This is a genomic window from Wolbachia endosymbiont of Nomada ferruginata, from assembly GCF_001675785.1.
Classification (GTDB): domain Bacteria; phylum Pseudomonadota; class Alphaproteobacteria; order Rickettsiales; family Anaplasmataceae; genus Wolbachia; species Wolbachia pipientis.
The window spans coordinates 1-3,142 of sequence record NZ_LYUY01000123.1; the positions used below are offsets into that span (position 1 = coordinate 1).

Sequence of the window (3,142 nt, forward strand, 5' to 3'; positions counted from 1 at the left end):
TTGCAATTAAAAGCGGCTGAATCTCGCTTGTCAAGCGTTTAAAACATAAAAAACGCCAATATTTTAAAGCGGATAATAACCACGGGGCTTCTTTTGCCTTTTTTTTCATTTGGTAAATTTCTTAATATTTATGGCTTAGGTTAGTTACAAATTAAGAGCAATATTCATGGAAATGGTGTCATTCCAGTGCTTGACACTGGAATCCAGTTTTCCATATAATCTCATCGAAAACGTTTTTCTATGCTAGTTTGCTTGTTTACAAGCAAACTTTCCTGGATCCCAGTGTCTGGGCACTGGGATGACATCGTAGAGGCACTGGCCTGACAACCGTCATCCCGCTGCTTGTTAGCGGCTTTGAGATACCGCGAATGAATCGCGGTATGACGGTTCGCAGCGGTATAGTAACTCGTCATCCCGCTGCTTGTTAGCGGGATGACGGGAAAAGAGGTGCTGGGATGACAACCCTCATAAAGTGAAATGAGATCCCGCTAACACGTAGCGGGATGACGAGAAAGGGGCTACTCGGATGACAACGAAGGGCTACTCGGATCTGGTGGACTCAAATCACAATGTTCGTACAGTTATGGGCTGTGCCTTATGGGTGCAACCTGTGATGTTCTACGAGTTGGGTGACAGGAGGTAATGCAGGAAGTTTAATAGCGCAGCAACACGGAACCCCAGGTCAGGCCTGCACCTATTGAAATCAGCAGTACCAGATTTCCTGATTTTATTTTTGATTCTTGTATTGCATAGTCTAAGGCCAGTGGAATTGATGCCGCTGAGGTGTTTGCATGCTTATCAACGGTATTAATCACTTTCTCTATAGGAAAATCTAATTTCTTTACTACTGCTTCAATAATACGAATGTTTGCTTGATGGGGAATTAACCAGTCAATATCAGTGATTTTCAAATTATTGCATTTCAGAGTTTCCTCTACTGAGGCTGTTAACTTATCCACTGCATGTTTAAACACTTCTCTTCCATTCATGCATATTTTTCCAGAATCACCAGTTGAGGATATCCCTCCGTTCGTACATAGTATGTCCACATTGCCATCAGAGTGTAAGTTTGTTGATATGATGCCGTTGCTACCCATTTCTGATTTTATTATCACTGCACCAGCACCATCACCAAAGAGTACACAAATTGATCTGTCTTCCCAGTCAACAATCCTAGACATTATTTCAGCGCCAATAACGAGCGCACATTTAATGCTATTGTTAGATTTGATAAGCGAGTCTGCGATTGTAACTGCATATATAAAACCAGAGCATGCTGCTTGTACATCAAAAGCAAATGCGTTTTTACATTTTAACTTACTTTGTACAATCGTTGCACAGCTAGGAAAAGTTTTATCAGGCGTTGTTGTGGCAACTATGATTAAATCAATTTCATCTACTGAAATTTTAGCTTTTTCTATAGCATTTCTTGCTGCATTTACAGCTAAGTCTGATGTTAACTCTCCTTCATCTGCTATATGCCTTTGAACTATTCCTGTTCTCTGCCTTATCCATTCATCGCTCGTCTCAACTATCGATGCAATTTCGTTGTTACTCAACATTTTTCTTGGTAGGTAAGATCCAGTGCTTAATATGAAACTTTTATTCAATATGACTTACCCCGTTAATTATCTTTTGATTTAAATTTTCACTAATTGCATTTACTGCAAATTTTATGGCATGGGCAAAAGAAATAGCATCAGAATTTCCATGACTTTTAATGATGATACCATTCAGCCCTAAAAACATAGCTCCACTTCTAATTTGGGGATTAAAACGCGTTAATGCTTTATTTAGTTTGGATTTTAACAATATACCAACAAGCATTTTCGCTATCCACGAGTTGAATACTTCCTGCTTTATTAGATTGATAAAGGTACTAGCGGTTGCCTCAGCCGTTTTGAGCATTACATTGCCAACAAAACCATCAGCAACAATCACATCTATATTACCCTCTAAAAATTCACTTGCCTCTATATATCCTTTGAAATTAATGCCAGAAGCGTTTTTAAGCAACTCAAAAGCGCCGCGCACTGAGTCATTACCTTTAACTTCTTCTGTACCGATATTTAGCAAAGCAACTTCAGGATTGTCAATTTTTAATGCTATTTTTGCAAATATACTACCCATTAATGCAAATTGGAATAACGAATCGGCATTACAATCAACATTTGCACCAAGGTCAAGCAAAGCGAAGCTTTTTGTCTTAGTTGGACAGATAGAGACAATAGCAGGACGATAAATATTTGGTAATGTTCCTAAAATAAATCTGGAAATTGCCATCAATGCTCCGGTGTTGCCTGAAGACACCACTCCGAAAGCTTTACCTTTTTTTACTGCCTCAATGGCAGCTTTCATACTTGAGTCTTTACGATGCCTCAGTGCAAAAGATGGCTTATCATTTGCAAGAACATTGTCAGAACAATGAGTAAACTCAGAATTGTTACTGACTTTTTTATATTTTGAAAGCAAAGGAGATACTTCTTCCTTATCTCCATAAATATGAAAAAAAACTTTAATGCCTGGGTCAACAAGGTTGTCTAAAAAAAAACCAGCACCCTGAATTACGGAAAGAGGCGCAAAATCGCCCCCCATAGCGTCAAGTGCAATAACTATATTATTATTGACCGTAGGTAACATATCATAATAGTCACTCTGCCTGTTGCTTGATGAAAACCCGTTTTCCTTTGTAACTGCCATCAACTGCTACGTTATGAGGCAACATGAATTCCCCAGTTGTTGAACACACCACAATATTCTTAGGCTGAATAGCATGATGAGAACGATGCATATTACGCCTTGACTTTGACTTTTTTCTTTTTGGAACTGCCAAAATTTCCTCCATTCTACTACAAAATACAATACATTAGTAACATGTTTTTTACAGGAAGTAAACAGGGATAGTAAAATAAGTAAGGTTTGCTTATGTAATTGAGTTCTATAGCTAAAGTGGCTCTACAATTTGAAAAACCGTCATTCCGCTACTCGTTAGCGGAATCTATACCGCGAATGAATCCATAGCTGTACGAACATTCATTTTTGAAGGTAAATTGCACAACAGATGATGTCATTCCAGTCTGGAATCCAGAAATTTTGCTTATAACTGAGCTGATGAGCTAAAGGTAGTTGTCTTACGCTAAAA

4 protein-coding genes are annotated in these 3,142 nt (G+C 38.4%); all 4 read right to left on the minus strand.

The annotated features are described in order from the left end of the window. Nucleotides 1-221: 221 nt before the first annotated feature. The 4 genes from BA053_RS07520 to rpmF all read right to left on the minus strand — a co-directional run bounded on the left by BA053_RS07520 (nt 222) and on the right by rpmF (nt 2,833). A complete protein-coding gene (locus BA053_RS07520) occupies nt 222-413 on the minus strand; it encodes a hypothetical protein (RefSeq protein WP_156517971.1) in 192 nt (63 codons plus the stop codon). A 240-nt stretch (nt 414-653) separates the two neighbouring features. Beyond that, nucleotides 654-1,610 carry a beta-ketoacyl-ACP synthase III gene (locus BA053_RS05785; RefSeq protein WP_065094650.1) on the minus strand — a complete coding sequence of 319 codons (957 nt, stop codon included), beginning with the start codon at nt 1,608-1,610 and terminating at the stop codon, nt 654-656. After that, nucleotides 1,603-2,640, minus strand: a complete 1,038-nt coding sequence (gene plsX, locus BA053_RS05790; protein ID WP_065094651.1) for a phosphate acyltransferase PlsX — start codon at nt 2,638-2,640, stop codon at nt 1,603-1,605. Before plsX ends, BA053_RS05785 begins: the two co-directional genes overlap by 8 nt. A gap of 10 nt (nt 2,641-2,650) precedes the next feature. Next, entirely contained in the window at nt 2,651-2,833 is a 183-nt protein-coding gene (rpmF, locus tag BA053_RS05795; protein WP_065094662.1) for a 50S ribosomal protein L32, read from the minus strand. Nucleotides 2,834-3,142: the final 309 nt, after the last annotated feature.